This is a genomic window from Phreatobacter stygius (assembly GCF_005144885.1).
Taxonomy (GTDB): domain Bacteria; phylum Pseudomonadota; class Alphaproteobacteria; order Rhizobiales; family Phreatobacteraceae; genus Phreatobacter; species Phreatobacter stygius.
Map to the genome: position 1 here is coordinate 5,762,036 of NZ_CP039690.1, position 20,911 is coordinate 5,782,946.

Annotated in this window: 19 protein-coding genes; 8 read left to right on the top strand and 11 right to left on the bottom strand. The window is 67.1% G+C overall.

The window, feature by feature from the left end:
- Positions 1-19 precede the first annotated feature (19 nt).
- Positions 20-802 carry a hypothetical protein gene (locus E8M01_RS27265; RefSeq protein ID WP_136963031.1) on the bottom strand — a complete coding sequence of 261 codons (783 nt, stop codon included), beginning with the start codon at positions 800-802 and terminating at the stop codon, positions 20-22.
- Positions 803-1,387: 585 nt separating this feature from the next.
- On the opposite strand from E8M01_RS27265, the gene E8M01_RS27270 reads away from it, so the two are divergent.
- The 4 genes from E8M01_RS27270 (at position 1,388) to E8M01_RS27280 (ending at position 6,872) form a co-directional block, all read left to right on the top strand.
- Positions 1,388-2,278: a D-Ala-D-Ala carboxypeptidase family metallohydrolase gene (locus E8M01_RS27270; RefSeq protein WP_170182101.1), complete on the top strand. Its 891-nt coding sequence runs from the start codon at positions 1,388-1,390 to the stop codon at positions 2,276-2,278.
- A 222-nt stretch (positions 2,279-2,500) separates the two neighbouring features.
- Positions 2,501-3,022, top strand: a complete 522-nt coding sequence (locus tag E8M01_RS35160) for a hypothetical protein (RefSeq protein ID WP_170182102.1) — start codon at positions 2,501-2,503, stop codon at positions 3,020-3,022.
- Positions 3,023-3,165: 143 nt separating this feature from the next.
- On the top strand, positions 3,166-4,389 hold the full coding sequence (locus E8M01_RS35165; protein ID WP_170182103.1) for a YcaO-like family protein: 1,224 nt from the start codon (positions 3,166-3,168) through the stop codon (positions 4,387-4,389).
- 437 nt (positions 4,390-4,826) lie between these two features.
- Positions 4,827-6,872: an AfsR/SARP family transcriptional regulator gene (locus E8M01_RS27280; RefSeq protein WP_170182104.1), complete on the top strand. Its 2,046-nt coding sequence runs from the start codon at positions 4,827-4,829 to the stop codon at positions 6,870-6,872.
- 75 nt (positions 6,873-6,947) lie between these two features.
- Here the strand turns inward: E8M01_RS27280 and E8M01_RS27285 are convergent, their stop codons facing one another.
- Positions 6,948-7,385, bottom strand: a complete 438-nt coding sequence (locus E8M01_RS27285) for a hypothetical protein (RefSeq protein ID WP_136963035.1) — start codon at positions 7,383-7,385, stop codon at positions 6,948-6,950.
- Positions 7,386-7,442: 57 nt separating this feature from the next.
- The gene (locus tag E8M01_RS27290) at positions 7,443-9,218 is read right to left on the bottom strand and encodes a peroxidase family protein (RefSeq protein WP_170182105.1); all 1,776 of its coding nucleotides are present in this window, start codon (positions 9,216-9,218) and stop codon (positions 7,443-7,445) included.
- A gap of 622 nt (positions 9,219-9,840) precedes the next feature.
- Here E8M01_RS27290 and E8M01_RS27295 point away from each other — a divergent pair.
- A complete protein-coding gene (locus E8M01_RS27295; RefSeq protein ID WP_136963037.1) occupies positions 9,841-10,659 on the top strand; it encodes a hypothetical protein in 819 nt (272 codons plus the stop codon).
- 45 nt (positions 10,660-10,704) lie between these two features.
- Here the strand turns inward: E8M01_RS27295 and E8M01_RS27300 are convergent, their stop codons facing one another.
- The 7 genes from E8M01_RS27300 to E8M01_RS27330 form a co-directional block, all read right to left on the bottom strand.
- Complete coding sequence (locus E8M01_RS27300) at positions 10,705-11,040, bottom strand: hypothetical protein (protein ID WP_136963038.1); 336 nt, start codon at positions 11,038-11,040, stop codon at positions 10,705-10,707.
- A 118-nt stretch (positions 11,041-11,158) separates the two neighbouring features.
- Positions 11,159-11,875, bottom strand: coding sequence for an orotate phosphoribosyltransferase (locus tag E8M01_RS27305; protein WP_136963039.1), 717 nt, complete (start codon positions 11,873-11,875; stop codon positions 11,159-11,161).
- Between the two features lie 61 nt (positions 11,876-11,936).
- On the bottom strand, positions 11,937-13,238 hold the full coding sequence (locus tag E8M01_RS27310) for a Zn-dependent hydrolase (protein WP_136963040.1): 1,302 nt from the start codon (positions 13,236-13,238) through the stop codon (positions 11,937-11,939).
- On the bottom strand, positions 13,235-14,185 hold the full coding sequence (locus tag E8M01_RS27315) for a dihydroorotate dehydrogenase (RefSeq protein ID WP_136963041.1): 951 nt from the start codon (positions 14,183-14,185) through the stop codon (positions 13,235-13,237). The genes E8M01_RS27310 and E8M01_RS27315 overlap by 4 nt, the downstream gene beginning before the upstream one ends.
- A complete protein-coding gene (locus E8M01_RS27320) occupies positions 14,182-15,069 on the bottom strand; it encodes a dihydroorotate dehydrogenase electron transfer subunit (protein WP_246088451.1) in 888 nt (295 codons plus the stop codon). Before E8M01_RS27320 ends, E8M01_RS27315 begins: the two co-directional genes overlap by 4 nt.
- Before the next feature lie 48 nt (positions 15,070-15,117).
- On the bottom strand, positions 15,118-16,368 hold the full coding sequence (locus tag E8M01_RS27325) for an MFS transporter (RefSeq protein ID WP_246088452.1): 1,251 nt from the start codon (positions 16,366-16,368) through the stop codon (positions 15,118-15,120).
- 275 nt (positions 16,369-16,643) lie between these two features.
- Positions 16,644-17,561: a helix-turn-helix domain-containing protein gene (locus tag E8M01_RS27330; protein ID WP_136963042.1), complete on the bottom strand. Its 918-nt coding sequence runs from the start codon at positions 17,559-17,561 to the stop codon at positions 16,644-16,646.
- A 217-nt stretch (positions 17,562-17,778) separates the two neighbouring features.
- Here E8M01_RS27330 and E8M01_RS27335 point away from each other — a divergent pair, with 217 nt between their 5' ends.
- Positions 17,779-18,216 (top strand): universal stress protein, encoded by a 438-nt coding sequence (locus E8M01_RS27335; RefSeq protein WP_136963043.1) that lies wholly within the window; start codon positions 17,779-17,781, stop codon positions 18,214-18,216.
- A 57-nt stretch (positions 18,217-18,273) separates the two neighbouring features.
- Here the strand turns inward: E8M01_RS27335 and E8M01_RS27340 are convergent, their stop codons facing one another.
- The gene (locus E8M01_RS27340; RefSeq protein ID WP_136963044.1) at positions 18,274-18,600 is read right to left on the bottom strand and encodes a hypothetical protein; all 327 of its coding nucleotides are present in this window, start codon (positions 18,598-18,600) and stop codon (positions 18,274-18,276) included.
- Between the two features lie 426 nt (positions 18,601-19,026).
- Between E8M01_RS27340 and E8M01_RS27345 the strand changes: the two genes are divergently transcribed.
- Positions 19,027-20,202, top strand: coding sequence for a fructose 1,6-bisphosphatase (locus E8M01_RS27345; protein WP_136963045.1), 1,176 nt, complete (start codon positions 19,027-19,029; stop codon positions 20,200-20,202).
- 427 nt (positions 20,203-20,629) lie between these two features.
- Complete coding sequence (locus E8M01_RS27350; RefSeq protein ID WP_136963046.1) at positions 20,630-20,845, top strand: dodecin family protein; 216 nt, start codon at positions 20,630-20,632, stop codon at positions 20,843-20,845.
- Positions 20,846-20,911: the final 66 nt, after the last annotated feature.

Genomic DNA, 20,911 nt, shown 5'->3' on the forward strand with positions numbered 1-20,911 from the left:
GGCTTGCCGGTGCCCGGGGTCATAGGGTCAGGAACCAGCGCATGATGACGGCGCGGGTCGGCATCGGCAGGGCCGACAGGCCGTCGAGCAAGGTCCGGCTGACGGCGCAGGCCTCGGCCGGGCCGGCCGCGGCGAGATCGGCGAGCACGGCTGGCGAGATGGCCAGCCGGTCGGCCATGGCGGCGAGGTCGTCAGGGCTTGGCCCGGGCCTGGGCGGCCGCCCCTTGCCGTTGTGATAGGCGGCCTCGCTCGCCCGCATCATCGCCTCGTACAGGTGCCGGGTGCGCGGATCCTGGACACCGCGGCTGGTCACGGCGCCGAAGGCGACATCCTTGCAAAGGGACGGGTCGGTCGCCGCGAGATGCCCGACGAGGTCGGAGGTCCTGGCCCAGACAATGAGCAGCACCTCGTCGTCGGCGGCCTTCAGCGCCGGGATCGCATAGTCCTTGCGCAGCGCCCTGAGCACATCCTGGCTGCGGATGTAATAGGGCGGCCGGTCCATCGCCAAGGCCAGCCGCAGCGCCGTCTCGGCCTCCGCCTCGTCGCGGATGATCGCGCCGATGAGAGGCTGGCTCTTGATGGTCTCGATTGTCGCGTCGATCCGCGCCATGCGCACGGCAGGGCTGGCGCCGTCCAGCGCCTGCGCCGGTCGAGCCGGCAGGCCGACGACTGCCAGAAGCGCCAGCAGCAGCCTTAGAAGGCCGCCGGCACGCCGGGCCGAACCGCCACGGACGAGCCTCGGCCTGCCGCAGCCACTCTCGGTGATCGGATCGACTGGCCTGCCCGTCGGCGCGCAGAACATCGTTGCCTCCTTTGGCGATGCGACAGCAGGCCTCCGGACGAGGCAGTGTAGGAGCGCCGTATCGGCTTGCAACCGCGCTTTCGGCGGCGGTTCTGCGCGCTTGCGGTGTCCGCCACCCAACGCACCGCAGGTCGCCGTCAAACGCAACCATGAGGGGCGTTCGATGGCTCTGCACGTCGGCGCTCTGGCCTGGCCCGAGATGGCGTCGGCGAAAGCCGGTCGCATCCCGCCATCAGGGCTTTCGAGCGTTTCACGGTGAGTTCACGCCGTCCCGCCGAGGCTCTCGTCACTGCACGAATGGTACGGCGCGTCTCCGGCCACGAAGCCTCGGCGCTCCCGCGATTTGGTGTGGCGGATGAGGCGACCGAGAGACGATGATCATGTCACCACGCGACGTTGTCAGCCCTGCTTCAGCAGCTCTCCCGATGAGGGTGCGAGGCGCGCCGATGTCACGCATCCGCCGGATCATCGTCGCGTTCATGGCTCGGTCCAGGCACCGTTGCGCGCTGGCGGGCCTGCCTTTCGGCCGTGATGCCGACCGGCGGCATCGCGGCGCCCCGGCTTGGCCATCGCGGGATTCGCCTGTTGCGCACCGAGGATTTCGTCTCCGGCCGAGACACTCGGGTTTGTCTGCCGGCGCCATCATGGCCAGGACCGGGACGCCAACTGGGCTTTTCATGGAGCAGGGCCCGGCACGCTTCGTGCGGGTGTGAGCTGAACGAGGAGGCGGAAATGACCAATGTCGTATTGCTTCCCTTGCGTCCGCGCCTGCGGTCGTTCGGTGTGCCCCGGGTTTCGGACCGGAGTTCACCCAATGTCGTGCCACTCTTGACGGTGTGGGTCGCAAGGGCGCCGGCCGTGACGACCCGAACCTTGGAGACGAGGTACCAGGGGCCAGCCAACAGACCGCGGGCGAAGCGGGCCGCCGTGCTGGCGACGGACATCGATGAATTCGCCAAGATCCCGATTGAGCGGGCGTTCGGCTACGCGGTGCCCCGACCGGTCTCAGATCTCGCCGACGATGAAACGGGCAGGTTCGACCTCAGGCTTTTTCGCAGCTTCGCGCTCGGCCTCGATCTGCGCTATTTCACCGCCGAGGATCTGCTGTGCCTCGGCCCCGGCGACGCATCGGCCGCCATCCGCGCTGGCCTTGGCCATCCGCCGCCTGTCTCGCTTTGGCCCAACATCGCCGAGACCGCCCGCATGCTGGACCAGATCAGTCACCGCCTGGCTGCGCGCTGCACGATCCTTTCGGCCTATCGCAATGGTCCCTACAACGCGCGCGTCGGCGGCGGCAAATCAAGTCCGCATCTGTGGTTCAACGCCATCGACTTCCGCTGCGCGAAGGGGGTGGTCGCCGATTGGCGCCGTGTCGCAGCGGCGGTGCGCGCCGGCAATCCACGCTTCAAGGGCAGCATCGGCTGCCATCGGGATTTTCTGCATATCGATACGCGCGGCGTCGAGGCCGACTGGTGATGGCCGGCACGAACCGGCTTCGGCTCGGTCGGCGCCGAACATCAAGCCGGGCCAGGCCCTTAGATGAGGCGGAGACGTCGCGGGCGGGGGCGGATCGGCGCTCTCGGAAAGACGATCCCGCAATGGATCCGGCGCAGGGGGCGCCGGCTCGCCGAAGCCGTCATTCGAGGCCTTGGCTGAACCATATCGGCTGGCGTCGCGTGCGATCCAGAGGAGCGAAATGTGATGCGTCGGCTTTCAACGATCGTCCTGTTCCTGGCCGTGGCAGCGGTGGTGGCAGCGGGTTATGGCGCCGCCGCCGAGGCCGTTCGGCTCGATGGTCTCGTGCGTGGCGGCTGGGTCCTGACGCGGGAAACGGCCGAGGGTGCAGGCTTGACTTGCGCCGAGCCGCGCTGCGGCGGCCCGGCCGTGCTGGATCTGATGATCCAGGACAATTCCCGGTCGCGGCGCTATCCGAGCGATCAGCCGATGGCGGATGCGCAGTTCAATGCCTTCTTCGCCGCCCAGCTCTACGTTGTTCGTCGGATCATCAATCCGATCCGGCAACCGGTCGAGCTGTTTCTGGATGGCCATGCGGCGCTCGAAATCGTCGGCCTGGAAAAGTCCTCGGACAGGGTCGGCCGATGCACGCCGGTGATTCTGATCATCATGACGCACCGGATCAACTACACCCTGACCTCATGTGCGCCCGACGAAGAGCAGGCGAGGGCCAACGCGCGGTTGCTGTTTTCCGCCATCGACTGACGCGACCCGCGGTCCGGCGCGCACGATGCCGGGGGCGGGGGGCGCCCGATCGCGCTTGCGCCGATCCCGCAATTCTCCGATCCTCCGTGAAGGCCGGCTGTGCAGCACTTCACCTTCGGCAATTCGGACGAGGGCTCCGCGACGTGCTCGAACCGGTCTCGCTCGACGACGTGGCGCTTGGGCTGGCGCACGCTGCCCTGCCCCAGGCCATGGCCGACCGGCTTCTTGGTGTCGCCGGCGGCCTGAACCGGATCTTCCTGATACGGCCGCCGGCTGCCCCGGGCGCCTGTTTCTTTGGCGCCGAGGGCGGGCCTGACGGACGGCTTTGGACATCGCCTCCGCACCCGCGCGTCAGCCTGTCCGGCATGGGCTTTTCGCCGGCCGAGGCGCTGGTCAAATGTCTCGGCGAGGCCGTCGAACTGATCTCGCAGTTCGAAACCGGGACCGAAGCAGTCGAGCGCCGGACCTGCGGCCTGGTTGCCGTCGGCGATTTTCTGACAGGCGATACCGCCGGCGTCTGCATCGCCGGCCGGCGCCTGCGGGACGGCGCGTCTTGCCGGCTTCCGCTCGGGCTCTGCGTCAGGCCGGCCACCCCCGGCGCCTATGGCCGACCGGCCTTTCCGCTGGGCTTGGGCGGTGGCGCCGGCGCGACCGCCGAAGACGCTGCCCTGCACGGTCTCCTGGAACTGATCGAGCGCGACGCCGCGGCCCTGTGGTGGCGCGGCGGTCGCGCCGGTCGTCTGATCTCGGCTGGAGATGAAGCGGCGCTCGCCATCGCGCCTCTGCTTCTCGCCGCCCGGCAGGGCGTGATACCGCGCCCGGTGACCTTGATCGAGATCTCCCGCGAATTCGGCGTGCCCGTGGTGGCGGCGCTCTCCACCGGCTTGGCTGGGCGCGGCTTCGCCTGCGGCCTCGCGGCGCGGCCGACGCTCGATCAGGCGATCCGCTCAGCGGTCCTCGAAATGCTGCAGATGGAACTCGCCCAGGACCTCGCCGAAGCGAAGCAGGCGCGCGGCGGCCAAGCTGGCCTCAACGCGATCGATCGTGCCCATCTGGCGAAGCGGAGCGGCCCGTCCGCTTCGGCGCTGGGGGCGGTCAAGCGGGCAACGGTCTCCGCTGTCGACGGCGGGGCGCCCTTGATAGCGGATCGATCCGCGGCAGAGGCGGTCCGAACGCTCGCGACGCGGCTCGCGGCCAGGCAGATCGAGACCTTCTCCGTCGATCTGACGCGACCGCGCTTTTTAATCCCGGCCGTCCGGATTATTGCGCCGGCCCTGCAACCCGAACCGTCCGCCGTGGTCACACCGCGCCTCGAGGCCTGGCCCGTGACGCCGGAATCGCGGCCCGACGGGCCACTTCTCGGATGACCGCTGCGCGGCGCGAACTCGGTCGCGCTGCGCCGGGAGAGGGGAAATTGAGCGTTCAGAACAAGGCTTTGCGCGTTTCGCATGGTGCATTGTCGTCAAGCGCTTCGCCGCCTCTCCCGACCGCTCGCTCGCGGTCGACCTTTCCCCGCCGGCGCGAGGTGAAGGTCGTGGTTCTCTTGCGAGGGCTCGAAAGAAAGCAAACTTAGGTATCGCGCTCAAAAGACAGAGCTTATCGAAATGTGTGAATCGGCTGGCTCGGGGCCAACATCCATTTCGCAACGTCATTGCGGCCTTGGCGCCCCAGATTCGGATTGCATTTCGCGCCACCGTGGCAAATTCTGCTTGCTGAAACTGTGCATCGGTATCGGGATAACGGTACAAGAAGCCAGCCGACGGCGAACCGGGGTTAGCCTATGGGGCTCGGGCAGGCGGAAAGCGTGGCGGAACAGTTCGCACGACAGGCGGGCGGGGCGCCATTGTCGGTCAACTTGCTCGGCGGTTGCTCGCTCACGTTCGGCGATCGACCGGTCGACGTGCGCGGGCGGAAAGCCAAGGCCTGCATGGCCTATCTGGCCCTGCATCACGGCCAGTCGATGTCGCGGGAACGCCTCGTCGGGCTGTTCTGGAGCGAATCCGGCGAGGAGAAGGCCCGTGCCTCGCTAAGGCAGACCATCCGGGAATTGCGCGACGCCTTCGAGGCGGTCGGCTTCAAGGGCTTTAATGCCGAGAGACTGGGGCTGGAGATCCAGGGGGCCGAGGTCAAGGTCGATACCGTCGATCTGTTTCGGAGCCTCGAGGCGGGCGTTATCCCGGGTTCCCTGCTCGAGCAGCAAAGATTGGCAGAATCCGTGCTCGCCGGCTATGAGGAGCTCGATCCGAGCTTCCGCATCTGGCTCCTGGCCTATCGGCAGACCAGCACCGACCGGCTTATCCGCAATCTCGAAGCCATGATGGACGGCGCTGTCCCGCCCCGAATGGCGCGGGACGCCGCGCAGGCCCTGTTGAACCTCGATCCGACCCATGAAGTCGCCTGCCGTCATCTGATCCGCGCCAAGGCTGATGCCGGCGACACTGCCGGCGCGCTGAAGATCTACAAGACGCTGTGGGATCTCCTGGAGACCGACTACGACACCGAGCCGGCGGCCGAGACCCAGGCGCTGGTGGTCAGCATCAAGCTCGGCGACGACTTGGCTCCCGTCCACGCGCCAGCTGAGCCGGCCAACCCGCCGACGACGGCCGAGCGGCCGCAGATCGCGGTGCCGCAGGTGCGCATGATCGAACTCGCCGAGTTGCAGACCGACCGGCTCCTGTGCTTCCGCCATGAATTGCTGGCCTGCCTGGTGCGATTCAGGGAATGGCAGATCGTCGATCACGGCGAGATGCAACGCGTGGCCCCCGCACCCGGCGCGGACAGGCGCGGCGACAGCGGCTGCTATATTGTGGAATCCTCGGCCTATGGCAGCCAGACCGGTACCCATCTGGTGCTGACGCTGCGGGATTTCGTCAACTCGAGCTATGTCTGGAGTGAGCGCTTCGACCTTTCGGTCGCCAATTGGTTCGACGTCCAGCGCGAGATCGCGCGCCGGATCGCGGCGGCGCTCAGGATCAACATCTCCGCCGAGCGCATCACCCGGCTCGCTCGCCGCCCCAACCTGACGGTGGCGCTGCATGACCGGTGGGTGCAGGGCCAGGCCCTGTTCAACGGCTATCGAGCCGACGAGTTCGGTCAGGCCGAGGCGATCTTCCGCAGCATAACCGAGCGCGACGACGGCTTCTCGCCGGCCTTCTCGAGCCTGGCGCAACTGAAGAACAGCCGGCATCTTGCCGCGCCCGGCAAATGGCGCTCGTCCGACACGGAAGCGGAATCGCTCGTCTTTGCCCAGCGGGCCGCGCAGATCGACCCGATCGATTCCCGTGCGCAATTGTGCCTCGCCTGGTCGCAGGCCATGGCCGGCATGTATGACGCGGCCCATCCGAGCTTCCATTCGGCGGTGGCGCTCAATGACGGCGATCCCTGGACACTGACCTCGGCCGCCCATGGCCTGGCCTTTCTCGGCGACATGGACCAGGCGCAACTCCTGGAGCGGCAGATGCTCGGCCTCGTTCAGATGCCGTCGCGAACCCAATGGGCCTACCTGGTCGGCACGCGCTTCCTGCACGGCGACTATGCCGGCAGCCTGGAAGCCGCCGGGGCCGCGCAGGACATCATCTCGAACCTGCCGGGATGGAAGGCCGCGACGCTCCATCATCTTGGCCGGCACGATGAGGCCAGGGCCGAAATGCGGCGCTTTCTGACGCTGATCCGGAACAACTGGCACGGCACGGAAGCATCCGGCGACGAAGCGATTATCCGCTGGTTCCTGCACAATTTTCCCATCCACCGCCGGAGCGATTGGGAGCGCCTGCGCGACGGCGTCCATGGGGCAGGCGCGCCCTTCGTTCATCACGAAGAGCGTCGCCCCGTTCACATTGCCCTCGGTTGAGGGTGGAGGTGCCCTCGCACCACGGAGCAATGCTCACCCGCCAATGCTCACCCGCCAATGCTCACCCGCCAATGCTCACCCGCATTGAGCGATCGTATAGTCGCCGATCCGCTCGGCATGGGTCCGCCAGTAGTCGTTGATCGATTCTGGCGCGCCGGCAAAAAAATCGACGGAGTAGAAGGCCGGCAAAGGATAGTAGAAGCCCGGCATGTCGATCTGCTTTTCCGTGTCCTCGAGCATTTTGCGCATGGGCAGACGGATCACCAGTTCCTCGGGCGTCGACTGCACGAATGTGATCCGCTTCATCGAGCCGTCGAAGGAGGCCAGCCATTCGTCGACGGCGAGCTGCGTGGTCGCTCCGGAATGGACCAGCATGCCGGTGAACTCGGCGATGGTCTTGGGAATCGGCAAGAACCTGCCCGGCTTGTCGAGCCGGTTCTCGCCGGTCGCCCAGGTCTTCACCAGAAGGCCCAGCGCTTCGTAATTGGTGATCTTCAATCGTTTGATCGGCACGGCCAATATCCCCTTCCCGGCGATCTTGGCCCCGCCGCCTGGCCATCAGACGTGAGCTTACAGAAACGCCGGTCCCGGCAGGCGGCCGCCATAGAGCTTCGGGATCGTCGCCAGGAGCTTCGGCATCGTGTCGATTTCTGTCTCGCCGGTCAGCTCCGGCAGCACCGCCAGGGCCTTCGGGCCGAGTTGGGCGCAGATCGTGTCCTTGATCATCTCGGACAGTCTCTTCGCCGAATCCTCGGCGGGCAGCGTGGCATGGACCAGAGCGCCGTAGATGGTCTCCGCGACGATGATGGAGCCGAGAAGACCGAGATGCCGGCCTTCACCGCCGCCGCCGCGTCCGCCCCAGGCGGCCTCGAAACGGATGAAGAAGGGCAAGGGGGGATCGGCGGCAAGCGCGCCGATATCCGGGCTGTCCGGATCGGAATTGTTCCGGCTCAGCCAGGTCCTGACCGCGTCATGGCGGAGCCTCCTGTCGGATAGGAGCTCCGATCGCGCCATCAGGCCAGGTGTCGCGCCGCCGAGTCTTTCGATCAGTGGATCGAGGCGCCAGAGCCGCACCAGTCCGGCGCTGATCAGGTCGCGATAGTCGACGCCGTGTTCACCCTTCGGATGCGGTTTGCCAAACGCCACCGCGTCGGCGAGCGCCGTTGCCGAGCACGGGCCGATGCGTCGGCTGAAATCGGGGCGGGCAAGATCCTTGAACTCGAAGAAGCGGCTCCAGCTTGCGATCCAGCGGTCATCCGCTGGCAGGTGCGGGGCATTGCCGCCGGAGCTCTGGCGCATGATATGGGCGAGTTCGAAACCCTCGGTGTTCTCGGCGACACGGCCGTGGCTGAACGAATAGGCGTCCCGCACCATGCTATGGCCGAAGCGAAACGCCGCATGGGCGAATTCGAGCGTCGGTCGAAGGTCGCCTGCCGCCATGTCCTTGTCGATGAAGGTCGGATTGGGCCCCTGATAGGCTCGGAGAACCTCGGGATGGAGGATGCGCGGCAACACATCGTTGCGAATGACATGCCGATAGATCAGTGAGACGATGGTGCGGGCACAGAGGAACCGGTCGAAATCGGCCTCGTCGGCGCTGTCGGCGTGATCCTTCAGGTCGGTTTTCTCGAGCCGTGCGACAATGCAGTTATGGAGCAGCGAAAAGGCGACCAGAAGCTGCGAGAGATTGGCATTCTCGTCGTTGCGCGGGTCGGCGATCAGCGCCTCGGTGCGGCCGAACGGGCAGCCACTGCCGGCGCCTTCCGGCTTGAACATCGGAGCGCCGGCGAAATCCGGGAAGGCCGAAACGCGGGCGATGTCGCGATAGGGCGCGACGCCGTCGCCGCGCATCATCATCGGGCCGAGCCGGAGGTAGCGGCGCGGCGACCGGTCCGGCTCCGCGCGATAGGCGAGCGGGCTCTGCATCGGGCCGCCGCCATAGAGCGTCTCGAGCACCAGGGGCGCGCGCCGCAGATTGCCGTTGGTCGTGAGCGGATCGCCCGACTCGGAGACGGGCACGCCCGATTCGATCAGATCGTGGGCGATAAGCTGCAGAAAATAGGTGTAACCTGCGGGAATACCAGGGTTTTCCCACATCTTCAGGCCGGCGGCGAGTGGCCTGGTCCAGTCCGCTTCGGAGTTCAGGCGACGCGCCAGATGGGCCATCCGCTGTCGGAAGCGTTGCTCGCTGTCGTGCGATTGCTGCGGCAGTTCACCATCGATCATGGTCAGGTCGGTATTGCGTGGAACGAAGGGGGCCCGCCTGGTGCTCGCCAGGAAATGGCGAAATCCCGCCACGCCGCCGAGCCGCGGCACCGGCGGGCAGAGGTCGTCGACCGGCGCCAATGTCGCGTCCTCGGCGTCGTGGGCGGCTCGAAATGGGGCTCTGACGGATACGCCAGATCCGGGGAACTGGTTCGCCGTGTTGCCTCCCGTATCGAGATCGAGCCGAAGCTTCGGAGCCGAACGGCCCCCACGATAGCCACCATGCCCCGCCATCGACGCGCTCTCCGCTGGTCAGACGCCACCTTGGGAGAGAATGCAGCAAGGCGCCCGTGAAACCACCGTGAAAGTGGCTGCCGGCCTCGCGCGCTCGGCTCGAAGAGGCGGAATGCAACCCGCACGGGCCGGCCGGACGGCACGAGCCGTCGGAAGCCGCTTTGGGCCCCTCGTGATGCGGGTCCCGGCACGCTCCGGGGGCAGGGCTCGACCGGGAACCACCGCAAGCCGGCGCGCAAGACATCGTGTCCTCCTTTGGCGATGCGTCAGCAGGCCTCCAGATAGCGGGCGGCATAGGATCATTGTCCTTGCTGGCAATGGTTGTATCGGCCTAGGCTTCGGCGCGTCTTCTCGCCATGTGCGAGCCGGCACAGGCATGGTCAATGCGGCATGGCATCGTCCGGACCGTCAGGGCTGGCGGCGTCGCCGATCCGACCGCTTCAGACCGGCCCGGCATCGCGAGGGACCCATGGACCTGCGCTATTACAACACCACCATCAATCCGGTCGGGCTGGTGTCTCCGGCGCGCGAAAAATATGTCCGCGACGTCCATGAACACTTGAAGTGGGTCCATCGCACCACGTCCGGCCGGATCCTGCTGAACAGTATTCGCCGGCCGAATTTTCCGATCGAAATCCGGCCTCATCCGACGGCGGTGTGCAACGCCGTCGGCGGCTCGGAGCGCAAGCCAGGCGCGGCGTCGCTGACCGGCGTCATCACCTACACGCCTTTCACCTTTTCGAGCCATGGCTCATGCGCGGTCGACCATGCCATGGAGAAGGCCGGCCGGCTCTGGGACGAGATCCTGTTCCATGAACTGGTGCATGTGTTCCGGGCCGCGACGGGCAGCTGGAACCAGGCGCCGCAGCTGACATTCGGCATGCGGCAATATGACGACAACGAGGAGTTCATCGCCGTCCTTTGCACCAATATCTATGTCTCGGACCGCACCAACAAGATCAAGAGCGGGCTGCGCGCGGGTCACCAGGGCTTTGGCGCCATGACGCCCCAGGACGCCCGGCGCTTCGGGCTGTTCACCTCGTCCAAGGCTGCCTTCGGCCTGGTCAAGCAGTTCTGCGCGGACAATCCGATCTTCACCAAGGCGCTCAGCGATAAGCTGGCGGATGTCGAATACAATCCGATCGCCGACTTCTACCGCTATCCGAAACTCTGCGAGCTCCTGTCGACGATTGGCGGGCTGACCGACAAGGCGAAGATGATCGATGCGCTGGTGGCCGTCGGCATCCCGCGGCCGGTAGCGGCGCAGTTCGTCATGCTCGCGCCCTGACGTTTCGCAGCGCCAGTGGCGGCCGCTGAGGCCCTCTGGTGGTGCTCAGCCGCCTGCGCCGGCAAGCGCTTCCACGCGACCGAGATCGGCGGATGCGATCTCGTTCAGCAGGCGAAGCTGTTCGGCGGCCGAAAGGCCGGGGCTCTTGGCGGCGGCCTCGACCAGCCGGGTCAGGCGCACCAGCGCATGGTCGGCGATCGCGACATCCATCGGCATGTCCTCATAGGTCATGACGAAACGGGCCGAAAGCTGGGCGAAGAGCTGGAACAGCGCGGCCTGGTCGGCGCAGGCAGCGGCGAGCCGCAGGGTCCTCTTCTGGAATTCGATATAGGTGCCGATGCCGGTGTTCTGGAGCTTCAGCCAGGCGAGCAGGTCATTCATGATGCCGTGTCCTGAGTGGAAAAATGGCCGGGAACCCTGTTCCGCTGACGTTGCAGGGCGATGAAAATGGGGTGGGCGATGGCTTTCGCAACATGCGCGGCCGTTGCCGGGCTCGAGGTCAGGAGCTTTCTCGTCGGACCGGCTGGCGCGCGCCCGGCGCGGAGCGGCCGCCATGGCGGGTCGACCAGGCGATCGGATCGGCCAGGAACCGTTCGATTTCTCGCCGGTCCTCGGCGGCCAGCCACTCGCCCCGGTCGGCGCGCAGGACGTCGTCCCAGCCTGCCAGGGCGTGCAGCGTCAGTCCGTCCTGGGCGAGCCGTTCGGCGGCGCCCGGAAAGACCTGATGGTAAAAAATGGTCAGGACCTGCGTGACCGTGGCACCTGCCGCCCGCAAGCCCCGGGCAAAGGCGACCTTGCTCGCGGCATCGGTGGTCAGGTCGTCCATCAGCAGCACCTCGAGACCGTCGACCGGGCCGCCCTCGACCTGGGCGTTGTGGCCGATGCCGAGCGGCCGCTTGCGGACATAGCGCAGCGGCAGCTCCAGCCGGTCGGCGAGCCAGGCGGCAAAGGCGATGCCGGCGGTCTCGGCGCCGGCAATCGCCTCGATCCGGCCAGGCGCCAGGCGCTGCGCGATCGCCGCCGCGGCGAGCGCGGTTGCGGTCTGGCGCCATGACGGCTGGCCGATCAGCAGCCGGCAGTCGACATAGACCGGGCTTGCCCAGCCGGCCGCCAGCACGAAGGGCTGGCCGCGGCTCACCTGCACGGCGCCGGCTTCCAGCAGCAGCCGGGCGGTCGCTTCGCCAATAGCATCAGGCGCTGTTTTGCCGGCACTCATGACCTGTCCTCGCCTCCGTGCGGAAACTGCCGTCCGCCCCGCGGCAAAACGATGGCCGGGGTCATGACATGGCCTCGGTGAGCGCATGCCGCATCACCGCGACGCCGGCCAGGAAATCGTCGATCGCCATGGCTTCATGCGGGTTGTGCGAGCCGTGCTCGTTGCGCACGAAGATCATGGCGCTCGGCACGCCGGCATTGGCGAAGACGGCTGCGTCATGGCCGGCCCCGCTCGGGATCGGCTCATCCGGCAGGCCGAGCGCCCGGGCCGCGGCGCGCAGCCGTTCGATCCAGCCTTCGTCCATGGCGGCCGGCGCCGATTCCATCAGGCGATCGAGGCGGAATTCGACACCGCGTTCCTCGCCGATGCCTCGGCATTCCGAGACGAACAGGTCGTAGAAGGCGTCCAGCGTTTCGCGGTTCTGGCTGCGGATCTCGAAACTGAACCGGACCAGGCCCGGAATGCGGGCAATGGCATGTTCGGCGGCATCGGTGCCGACAATGCCCGAGGTCACCACCAGATCGCGGCCGCGTTCCAGCAATGTGCGCCAGTGCCGATCGAGATGGGTGATCAGCTCGGCGCAGGCAAAGACCGCGTCGCGGCGCAGCCAGCGCGGCACCGCACCGGAATGGCCGGCTTCGCCGACACATTCCACCACCCGATGGCGCAGATTGCCGCGAATGCCGGTAACGATGCCGACCGGCAGGCCGCGCGCCACCAGCACCGGCCCCTGTTCGATGTGAAGTTCGAGCCAGCCGGCGATACGTGCGGCGTCGATCAGCGGCTCGCCGCGCGCGATCCTCGCCATGTCGGCGCCGACATCGCGCATCGCGTCGGCGAGCGGCCGGCCGTTGACCGCATGCGGCGCCTTCAGGTCTTCGGGCGTCAACCGGCCGAACAATGCGCTCGAGCCCATATAGGCCCGGCCGAACCAGGCGCTCTCCTCGCCGCGCAGGCAGAACAGCTTCAGCGTGCGGCGCGGCCGGATGCCATCGGCGCGCCAGCCGGCCAGCACGGCGAGGCCGGCGACACAGCCGGCGGCGCCGTCGAAATTGCCGCCCTGGGGCACGGAATCGAGATGCGACCCGCAGGCGAGAAAGGGCAGGTCCGGTTCGCGGCCTTCGAGCGTCACGACCAGATTGGCGCCGGCGTCGCGTTCGGTCGCGAGGCCAAGGGCACGGGCTTTCGCCTCGATGATGTCGAGCGCCAGGCTTTCGCCCGCTCCGAAGCTCTCCCTGCTGATACCGACGCCGTCGCCGGTGGCGGCGGCGAGCTCGGCGAAGAGCTGTTCCGCGAGGCGCCGGTCGCGCTCCCCGGCAAGCGCGCGCGGCGTCTCGGTCGTCTTGGCGAGGACTGACGTCATTCGGCCGGCGCCACCCACGCGAGATCGGGCTGGTCGGCTTCCTCGGTCACCACTGCGCCGATCAGATCGGCGACGCGGGCGATGTCGCGCTTTTCGCAGAAGCGCCCGATGCCGTCGATGATCGTGGTCATCGCCGCCGGCTGGACGAAGGTCGCGGTGCCGACCTGCACGGCGCTGGCGCCGGCGAGCAGATATTCGATGGCGTCTTCGGCGGTCGAAATGCCGCCGCAGCCGATGACGGGAATATCGACCGCCTGGGCGCATTGAAACACCTGGCGCAGCACGATCGGCTTGACGGCGGGGCCGGAGAGCCCGCCCATGACGCTGCCGAGGCTCGGCCTGAAGGTTTGAAGATCGATCGCCATGGCGAGAATGGTGTTGGCGACGACCAGCGCGTCGGCGCCGGCGGCCTCGGCCGCGCGCGCCACCTCGGGCAGGTCGCCGGTATTGGGCGTGAGCTTGACCCAGAGCGGCAACGAGGTCGCTGCGCGCAATTGCCGGACCACCGCTTCGGTCGAGGCGGCGCGCATGGCGAAAGCCTTGCCGTCCTCCTCGATATTCGGACAGGAAATATTGGCCTCGATCGCGGCGATGCCGGGGCGCGTCAGCTCGGCCGCGAGGCTGGCGAAGCCTTCCGCCGTCGGCGCCGAAATGCTGACCACCAGCGGCGGCCGGAAACGCCCGTAATAGGGCAGGGTGTGCGCGAGAAAATAGGGCACGCCCTTGGAGGGAATGCCGATCGAATTGATCAGTCCGCCGGGCCGCTCGACCACGCGCGGCAGGGGATTGCCGGTGCGCAGCTCGCGGGTGATCGTCTTGGTCACGAAGGCACCGAGCCGGTCGAAATCGACCGCCTTGTCCAGGCCTTCGGCGAAGGTGCCGGAGGCCGGCATGACCGGATTGGCGAGCCTGAGCCCGCCGATGCCGACCGCGAGGTCAACCGTCATGGCAAGGCCTCCATCAGGTCGAAGACCGGGCCGTCCCAGCAGACCCGGCGATGGACGATCTCGCCGCCGACATGGAAGTCGCGCACGCAGCAGAAGCACAGGCCGAGGCCGCAGGCCATCTGCTGCTCCATGGCGACCTGGCCGGCAATGGCGAATTCGCGGGCGAGCCGCTGCTGCACCCGCATCAGCCGGCTGGAGCCGCAGGTGAAGAAGGCCTCGGCCCTGCCATCGGCGATCAATCCGCGCAGGATGCGTTCGACATGGGCCGGACCACTGGTGCCCTGGCTGTCGGTGACGGTGATCACCTCGGCGCCGTGGCCGCGGAACAGGTCGACCGAGACCAGCAGGTCGGGCCGGCGCGCGCTGAAGATGGCGGTGACCCTGGTGCCGTTGGCCCGCGCCGCCTTGGCGAGCGGGGCGAGCGTGGCGAGGCCGGCGCCGCGGCCGACCGCCACGATATGGCGCAGGCCCGGGTCGAGATCGAAACCCTTGCCGAGCGGCCCCATGATGTCGAGCCGGTCGCCCGGCGCGATCAGGGCGAGGCCGCGCGTGCCGGCGCCGGTCACCTTGTAGAGGAACTCGACCTCGCTTTTGGCCGGGTCGACGCCGTAGAGGCTCATCGGCCGCCGGAGGAACGGCTGTTCGCCCTCGGGATGTGGGCAGAGCAGCTGGAAGAACTGCCCGGCGACGGCCTTGGCGGCGACCGGTCCGCAGCGCACGACCAGGTGCCGGTATTCGGCATTGACGGCCTGGTTGAGGAGGACCTCGCCGCGTTCGGCGACAACGGTCTCGGTCCAGTCCCTGGGTGGTCTCGCGTCATCGGCAGCGGCGATGAAAAACGAATCCTTCGCCGTTGCCATCGAGACGGATTGCTCGATGGCCATGATGGCCTCCTGGAAGATGAAAGGATCTGAAGCGCGGCCCCTGGGGTGTCAGGCGAGCTCGGCGCCGCGTCGCTCCGGGATCAGCAACCAGAGCGCCACGATGTCGATGACATAAAGCACCGCCAGCAAGGCGATGGCCGTTTCGAAGCCATAGGCAACCGCCACCGCCCCGACCGCCAAGGGACCGAAACCGCCGACGGCGCGACCGATATTGAACAGGACGTTCTGCGCCGTGGCGCGGGCCGCCGTCGGATAGAGCTCGCTGATCAGCGCGCCATAACCGCCGAGCATGCCGTTGACGAAGAAGCCCATGACCGCGCCGGCAACCAGCAGCACCATCGGGTCGGTCAGCCTGGAATAGGCGACGACCATGATGGCCGCGCCCAGCATATAGGCGAGGAAGGCCGGGCGCCGGCCGATCCGGTCGGCGACATGGCCGAACACGCAGATGCCGATGGCCATGCCGCCAATGGTCACCGCGGTCCACAAGGCCGACTGGGTGAGGCCGTAGCCGAACCTGGACGACAGGTAGTTCGGCAGCCAGATCATCACGCCGTAATAGCCGAAGTTCTGCACCGAGCAGAGGATGACCATGCCGAGGCTGAGCTTGGCGGTGTCGCGATCCTTGACCAGCAGGCGGAGCGGCGAGCCGGCGCGCGGCTGCTCGGCGGTGCGGCGCACGAAGACCTCGGGCTCATGCAACGACTTGCGGATGAAATAGGCGGCGATCGCCGGCAGGACGCCAAGGGCGAACATGCCGCGCCAGCCGATGCTCGGCAGCAGCAAGGGGGTGAGAAGGGCCGCCGCCAGCACGCCGAGCTGCCAGCCGAGCCCGACATAGGACGAGGCGCGGGCGCGCTTGGAGGCGGGCCAGGCTTCCGCCACCAGCGCCATGCCAATGCCGAATTCGCCGCCGAGCCCGAGGCCGGCGATGGTGCGGTAGACCAGCAGGTCCCAATAGCCTTGCGCGAAGGCGCAGAGGCCGGTGAACACCGCGAACAGGACGATGGTCCAGGTCAGCACGCGCACCCGGCCGAGCCGGTCTGACAGCATGCCGAACAACAGGCCGCCGGCGACCGCGCCGACCAGCGTCGCCGTGACGAGCGATGCGGCCTGGGCGCCGCTCAGGCCGAGATCGGCTGAAATGGGGCGCAGCATGAAGCCGAGGATCAACAGGTCGAAGCCGTCCATGGCATAGCCGAGGGCCGAGCCCCAGAGTGCCTTCATGGCCTTGGAATCGACGCTGTCCACGCCTGCTGGGGCAGGTCCTGCTTGGCTGATGTTCTGGGTGGCGGTCATGGCCTGAATTTCCTCCGTCGAGACTTTTTTTGGAGCGCGCAAGGCGAGAGCTGCGGGATCAATGACAAGAGGACCGACGCAGTGCCGCGCACGGCCGCCGGTCATGCTGGTCCAGTCAGTTCGGGTATCGCACCCTCTCCTCGGGACGCTTTATCTGCGCCGCTTGCCAGGCCGGACATGACGCCGGCGCGGCAAGAGATCAGTCGGAAACGAGGGAGTGGGGAGCCCAGTCGCCACGGCTGAGCAACGATCTTTTGCACAGCAAAATCTAAAAATCAATACGATTCCATTTTTTTAGACTCATCCATTTGCGCCTCGGCGATGCAGCGCCGGAGCAGCGCCGCGCCGGTCACGCCCTTGGCGGCGCGCTGCCACAGTTGCGCGGCGAGCCGCTCATAGAGCGCGACCGCCTCGGGCGCGCCGGTGATCGAGGCGACGCCCAGCCGGACATTGGGCAATTCGCCGAGCCGGAACGGGCTGACGGCGACCAGCGAACCGCCATCCTTCAGCCGGCAGATTTCGAAGGTCTGGTTCGGCAGGGTGTCGTCGACCACGCCGATCTGCACGCCCACCGGCTCGTTCTCCATCAGCGCTGCGACCAGCTCGACCTCGCGGGCCGCCAGCGCGCGCCGTTCGTCGCGATCCGCGTCGGACAGGTTGTAGCTGCCGATCAGCCCGGTGCGCAGCAGCCGGCGGACCTGGGTGGCGCCGACAATGCTCGCGACATTCGGGCCGGGCGGCGCGAACAGGGCACGCCGTTCGGCGAGCACGCCGAGCAGGCGGTCGATCTCGGCGAGTGCCGCGGCCCGGCCGGGAAGTTCCTCGGGCAAGCCCTCCGTCAGCATGCGCCTGAGGCTCGCCGGATAGTCCTGCGAGGTGATCAGGAAGGTCACCGGCTCGTAATAGACCAGCACCCGTTCGGAGGCGGTCTCGATCTGTCGCAGTCGCTCGAAATAGGCGATGGCGCTGGAGAAATATTCGGTGCCGACGCCGAGCAGCGAGGGCAGCGACACGCCCAGAACCACGGCCATGCGCTCCAGCGTCTCGACTTTGACCGGGCTCGCGCCCTTCTCGTAATTGTACAGCGCCGCACGTGACACGCCGAGCCTTTCGGCGGCTTCTTCGGGGCTGAGATTGAGCCCCATGCGGTGGGCCCGCAATCGCTGCCCGATCTGAACATAGTCGATGGCCATGGGCGGGTCCGATTCTGCGAAGGCCCGATTGTCGGTCGGAGCAGCCTGCCGATGCAATCGGCGATGAGGCTCTGGCGAAACGCCTCCGGACGAGGCCGCCGGAATCGCCGAACCTGCGGCCAAAAGGCGCGGGCGGTCCAGGCCTTGTTATTGATTTTCCTCAAGTTTTTTGCCGCCGTCGGTGATATGTTTCAAGGCGGGGCTTTGGGAGGGTGTCATGTACCACCACATTCTCATCCCAACCGACGGATCGCCGCTCTCGGCAATGGCCGTCGACAAAAGCATCGCCTTCGCACAGGAGACCGGCGCCGGGGTCACAGTGCTGACCGTGGTCGAGCCGTTCCACATCTTCTCGGCTGAAGCCGAGCAACTCGCCAGCAGCCGCGCCGAATATCGGCGCCACGCCCGGGAGGCCGCAGCCAATCGGCTGGCCGATGCCGAACTGAAGGCCCGCGAACGCGGCGTTCCCTGCAGCGCCATCCAGGTCGAGCACGACCATCCCTATCAGGCGATCATCGATACCGCCGCCGAAAAGGGCTGCGACCTGATCGCCATGGCCTCGCATGGCCGGCGCGGGGTCTCCGCGCTGGTGCTGGGCAGCGAAACCGTCAAGGTGCTGACCCATTCGAAGACGCCGGTGCTGGTCTATCGGTGACCGGACACGGAGGCCTTGCAGCAGCGCCGGGCTCGGCGATACGAACCCGGCATCGCCTCAGCGACAGATGCGAACATGGCGCAGTTGAGGCCCCCAGGGCGTCTCGATCCACAGCCGCTCCGCCCAGCAGGTTGTCGCGGGATAGGCGGTATAGGGCCGCGACGGGAAGCTCTCGTCGACGAAGCGATAGGGCCGATAGGGACGATAGACCGGCGGCGGTCCCCAGGCGTTATCGTCGCCGTCATCATAATAGGGGCCTGGGCCAGCCTCGAAGCCGAGGATGACACGCTGGGCGTTGCCGGCCGAAGGCCATGCCAGGGCGACCACCGCGGCAAGGCTGAAAGCCAAGGCCAGGATCAGCTTCTTGATGATCGATCTGCTCATGGCGTCCTCCTTGGTCGAGCAGCCGAGCTTCGCCTCCGGCATGGGATGGCGCGGCAGCAGGATGTCATCCGCGCGCGCGGCCGGTCGGCGTTCGAACGCGCGATCGCATCGCTTGCGATCCCGATCGGCAGGCGGTGACGATGCCGTCATCCGTGTCGCAGATGTTGGACTGCCTCTGTCCGGTGTCCAAACTTATCCCGGATGCGCCGGGAGCGCCAGGATCGCGGCACGCCGCTCATGCGACGATGACCGACGATATTGGTGACTTGGCGGAACGTGAGGTCCGAAAGCCCGTTAGGCTCGTAAGTTCGAGAGCGGGTTCAGCTGCGTCCGGTCACGGAAGCAGAACGCGCAGAACGACAAGCTTGCCGCGCCGACATGAGAGGCTGAGCGGGATCGCGGCGACCGGCACCAGGGAGACAGGCCATGCGGACCACCATTTCCGTCATCAAGGCCGACGTCGGATCGATCGGCGGTCACACCATGCCATCGGCGAGGATGCTCGACAGTGTGCGCAGCGCCGTGTCGGAAGCCATCGCCAGGGATCTCATGGTCGACGGGTTCGTCTGTCATACCGGCGACGACATCGCCATCGTCATGAGCCACCGCCACGGCAAGGGCCATCCCGATATCCATGGTTTCGCCTGGGACGCCTTCCTGGGCGCGACGGGGATCGCCAAAATGTACGGCCTCTATGGCGCGGGCCAGGACCTGCTGGTCGATGCGCCATCGGGCAATCTGCGCGGCGCCGGGCCGGGTGTCGCCGAGATCGAGTTCGATCTCCTGCAGGCGAAGCACCGGCCGGCGGAATCCTTCATGGTGCTGGCGGCCGACAAATGCGGGCCCGGCGCTTACAACCTGCCGCTGTTCCTGGCTTTCGCCGATCCGATGTATTGCGCCGGCCTGATGCTGCCGCAGATGATCGAGGGCTTCCGCTTCCGCATCATCGACATGGACAATACCGCCGGCGACAGCATCATCGAACTCGACGCGCCCGAGGACGCCTATCACATCGCCGCCCTGCTGCGCGACAATGAGCGGTTCGGCATCGATGCGATCATCTCGCGCAGCTATGGCGAGCAGGCCGCCGCTGTCTCGGCGCAGCGGCTGCATTCGATCGCCGGCAAATATACCGGCAAGGACGACCCGGTCGCGCTGATCCGCAATCAGGGCATTTTCCCCGCCCCGGAGGAACTGCTGTCGCCCTTCGTCAAGGCGCATTATGTCGGCGGCGACGCCCGCGGCTCGCATGTCATGCCGCTGATGCCGGTGCCGCTCAACACCGCGGTGACCGGCGCCTATTGCCTGCCGATCGTCTCCTGCATCGGCTTCTCGATGGAGGGCAGCGGGCGCTTCACCGACGCCCATACCGACTTCTTCGCCAATCCGGCCTGGGACGAAGTGCGCCGCAGGGCGCAACAGAAGGCCATCGAGATGCGCAGCCAGGGCTGGTCGGGTGCGGCCATGCTGCCCTATTCCGAGCTTGAATATGGCGGCTTCCGCGACACCGTCGGCAATCTGGTCAAGCGTTTTCAGATCGAGACCGGGCCCGACGGCGGTGGGGCCGAGCCAGGCTCGGCGGTGGTCCACGCCGCGCGCTGACAGGTCAGCCGATACCAAGGCGGCCCTGGCTTGAATCGAAACCGCAACAGGCCAGGGCAAGCCATTGGCTGGACTCGTCAAACCGGCCAGCCGCGCGGGTCAACGGGACCTTGCTCCAAACTTCGCGCGGCGGCCGGACCCTTTGTCTCCCCCATGGATGCGGTGCCGCGCCGTGGCCGGGCGTCCGGTCGCCTGCCGGCCGGCCGCGTGATATCGTCGATGGGCATTCCGTTCAGGACCGGTGATGCCCTAACGCAGAAATGGCCGGTTGTGACGGGAGGCTCGCGACGCTCCGGAATTCAGCGTGATCCGGAACGCTCAGGATCTTTCTCCATGGCCTGCCGCCAAGACGCATGACAACACGGCGCATGACAACACGGCGCATGACAACACGGCGCATGACAACAATCGGCAAGGGAGAACGACCATGGCTGAGAGCGTCTACAAGGTCATCGAGCTGGTGGGTACCAGCACCGAATCCTGGGAAAAGGCCGCGAGTGCGGCCGTCGAGCGTGCCGGCGAGAGCCTGCGGGATCTGCGCATCGCCGAGGTGGTCCAGCTCGACATGCAGATCAATGCGGGCAAGGTCGAAGCCTACCGGGCCAAGGTCAAGGTGTCCTTCAAATACGAAGCCAACAGCTAAAGCTGATTGATTGTCCAAAGCGGAGCGCGCCTGGCTGGCGGCGGCGGTGGAAGCCGCCGCTTCCGG